Raw genomic sequence first — 2546 nt, 5'->3', positions numbered from 1 at the left:
TCGTTAAGCGTTGTTCGATGCCTGCCCTTGTCCGCAGCGCATGAGTGCACGACGACGCATGCGGGCAGGCGTTGGACAAGGCTCGAGGGAGGAAACCGCGGAGTGAACCGACGCGGCCGGAACCTTGAGGGCTATGGGGAATAAAGCGAGCTCACCGTCAGCCTTGCCGCCGGATGCTGAAGCGAACCTGGGTCGGGATGGTGTCGAAGGCGGTTTCGAAGGTGTCGCCCGCCATCATGTGATGATGCCGCGAGCGGCGCCAGGGTCTGCCTTGGAGCGGCAGACGCGAGTGTCTCCTGTTGGCGCTCGTTGCCGAAGAGCCGACAGTCGGAATGAAGATCCTGGTCATTTACGCTCATACGCTGCCCCGGAATGTCGGCGGCGCGCGAATCGGATGGGTGCGCGGCAGGATCTCGATGATGATCATCGGGGCGCCGCAGTGTTTGCAGACAAAGGTCGGCGCTCTGGTATCCGCAGGTGTGTCATCGCTGGCGTCAGTGACTGCTGGGGCGTGCAGCAACGCACGTATGCTCGCCAGGTTCTGCCGTCGCACCGGATTGGCAAGCAGCCCATAGTGACGGATGCGGTGGAACCCACCTGGTAGCACGTGCAGCAGGAATCGACGCATGAACTCACCGGCCTCGAGCGTCATGGTCTTGTAACGGGTGCGCCCCCTGGCGCGGTAATCCTTCCAGTGGAAGGTCACGCCCCGTTCATCGAGCGCGATGAGTCGCCGGTTGGAGATGGCCACGCGATGCGTATAGCGCGACAGATACGCGAGTACGGCCCCGGGTCCGGCGAACGGGCGCTTCGCATACACCACCCATTCACACGCGCGCAACGGCGCGAGCCACTGGGCGAAGGTAGCCCGATCGGCGAGCGCGGCATACCCGCCGAAGAAGCGTAGCTGGCCGCGACCATGCATTGCCGCGAGTTCTTCCAGGAAACGGCGCCGGAACAGGCGCGAGAGCACGCGCACCGGCAGGAAGAAGCCGGGCCGGCATGCGACCCACCGCTCGCCATCAGGCGACAGGCCACCACCAGGGACGATGCTGTGCACGTGCGGATGGTGCGTCAGTGCCGAGCCCCACGTATGCAGCACCAGCGTCGCGCCGATGTGCGCGCCCAGATGCTTCGGATCGGCGGCGATGGTGCGCAGGGTTTCGGCGGCAACATCGAACAGCAGGCCGTAGATCACCGCCTTGTTGTACCAGGCGATCGCGCTGATCGCGGCGGGCAGCGTAAAGACGACGTGGTAGTACTCGACCGGTAGCAGATCGGCCTGACGTGCCTCGAGCCACCGGTGCGCGGCGCTCGCCTGACACTTCGGGCAATGGCGGTTACGGCACGAGTTATAGGCGACCTCGATCTGTTCGCAGCCGGAACAGCGCAGCACATGCCAACCCAGCGCCGCGCTGCGGCACTGTTCGATGGCCGACATCACCTTCAGCTGCCCGAGGCTCAGGGAGACTGTGCGTCGCCACGTTGGCCCGTGGGCGCGGAAGATGTCCGCGACCTCCAGCATGAGGCACCGCGCGGGGTCATTCTGCGGGCAGGCGCTCCAGCGGACTGGTGACTTCGCGCAGCAGGTCGGTGGCCACCTGTGCGTAAAGCGCGGTGGTCTCGAGCTTCTTGTGGCCGAGCAGCACCTGGATCACGCGGATGTCGACCTTCTGTTCGAGCAGGTGCGTCGCGAAGCTGTGGCGCAGCGTGTGCATGGACACGCGCTTGTCGATCTGGGCTGCCTCGGCGGCAGCATGAATGGCGCGGTTCAGTTGCCGGGTGCTGAGCGGGTCGATGGGATCGAGCCCGGGAAATAGCCACCCGCCGTCGGGCATCTTGCCCTGGGCTCGGGCCACGCGCCACCAGACCCGCAGGCGTTCGAGCAGTACGGGAGAAAGCATCGCGTAGCGGTCCTTGCGGCCCTTGCCCTGTTCGATGCGCAGGGTCATACGCTGGCTGTCAACGTCCGTGACCTTCAGCCCCACCACTTCACTGACACGCAGCCCGGTGCCATAGGCGACCGAGAGGGCCGTCTGGTGCTTGAGGTTGCCCGTTGCGGCGATCAGCCGCCGCACTTCATCTGGGCTGAGCACAACGGGCAGTGTACGGGGCACACGCACGGGTTGCATCCGGGCCATCAGTTCCGGTTCGTGGAGCGTGATATCGAAGAAGAACTTCAGCCCGGTGATCGCGGCGTTCAGCGACACCGGTGAAGTGCCGTGATCGACCAGATGCAGCTGGTAGCCTCGCAGGTCCTCGACGGTGGCAGTATCAGGCGAGCGCCCTAGGTATCGGGAGAACTCGCGCACGATGCGCAGATAGTTGGCCTGCGTCTTGGGGGAAAGCTGGCGCATGCGCATGTCGTCGATCATGCGCTGACGCAGCGGGCTGACGTTCGGTTGGGAGGTCATGATTCGGCTCCTGCTGGAGAACGAGGCGGATCGCCTCATTCGCCAACATACGGAACCGCGCAGCCGACCCCTCACGAACCACCGCGCCTAGCCGGAGCCCCCTACCGCGCGAGCGGTTTCGTTCTTCGACCC

At 65.1% G+C, this 2546-nt stretch carries 3 protein-coding genes; all 3 read right to left on the bottom strand.

Going from position 1 to position 2546, the window contains the following annotated elements; genetic code table 11:
* Positions 1 to 157: 157 nt before the first annotated feature.
* Genes PQR53_RS38710 through PQR53_RS38700 form a run of 3 tightly spaced genes read right to left on the bottom strand, consistent with a single transcriptional unit; the run spans position 158 to position 2414 of the window.
* The gene (locus PQR53_RS38710) at positions 158 to 349 is read right to left on the bottom strand and encodes a hypothetical protein (RefSeq protein ID WP_408465851.1); all 192 of its coding nucleotides are present in this window, start codon (positions 347 to 349) and stop codon (positions 158 to 160) included.
* Between the two features lie 6 nt (positions 350 to 355).
* On the bottom strand, positions 356 to 1525 hold the full coding sequence (locus tag PQR53_RS38705) for an IS91 family transposase (RefSeq protein WP_408465849.1): 1170 nt from the start codon (positions 1523 to 1525) through the stop codon (positions 356 to 358).
* A gap of 16 nt (positions 1526 to 1541) precedes the next feature.
* A complete protein-coding gene (locus PQR53_RS38700) occupies positions 1542 to 2414 on the bottom strand; it encodes a tyrosine-type recombinase/integrase (RefSeq protein WP_408465847.1) in 873 nt (290 codons plus the stop codon).
* Positions 2415 to 2546 lie beyond the last annotated feature (132 nt).

Origin of the sequence: Paraburkholderia fungorum, assembly GCF_046027605.1 — a bacterium.
Classification (GTDB): Bacteria; Pseudomonadota; Gammaproteobacteria; order Burkholderiales; family Burkholderiaceae; genus Paraburkholderia; species Paraburkholderia fungorum_F.
The sequence above is the reverse complement of the archived record's forward strand: the minus strand, read 5'-3'. Positions and strand labels throughout refer to the sequence as shown.